At 42.1% G+C, this 485-nt stretch carries 1 protein-coding gene; it reads left to right on the top strand.

Features of this window, described 5'->3' with window-relative positions; all coding sequences use genetic code 11:
- A partial coding sequence (locus tag QOS03_RS09255; protein ID WP_283576194.1) for a helix-turn-helix domain-containing protein occupies window positions 1–409 on the top strand: 409 nt, incomplete at its 5' end.
- Window positions 410–485 lie beyond the last annotated feature (76 nt).

Raw genomic sequence — 485 nt, 5'->3', positions numbered from 1 at the left:
GTATAATGAATCAAAAGCCACGGTTTATACACCGAGAAAGCGAGATTCAATTATGCCAGGACGCAAAACTACTTTTGAAGAACGATTATCGATTATTGAAGACTTAATCAAGCACGATGTTAATTACAGTTGGGCTGTAGATAAGTATCACGTGAGTTACCAACAAGTCTATGGCTGGTATCAGAAATATCGCAAGAGTGGTAATGACCCGCAATCACTTCGTGATCGGCGGGGTAAGGCTAAGCCAAAAGCCGAGTGGACAGAACTAGATAAATTAAGAGCGGAGAATCGGCTATTGAAGGCCGAAGTGAAACGGAATGAGATGGAGGTCGCTTTCGCAAAAAAATTAATAGAAATTCGCAATCGGGAGGCGAAAAGTTCTTCAAACAACAAGCCATCAAAGAACTAAATGAAGAGTACGGGTGGCCAATCAGCACTTTAAGCGAGATCGCAGGTATTACTCGAGATGCTTACTACAAGTGGAT

The organism is Limosilactobacillus pulli (genome assembly GCF_947381555.1).
Lineage (GTDB): Bacteria > Bacillota > Bacilli > Lactobacillales > Lactobacillaceae > Limosilactobacillus > Limosilactobacillus pulli.
This window is presented reverse-complemented; position numbering and strand designations above follow the sequence as displayed.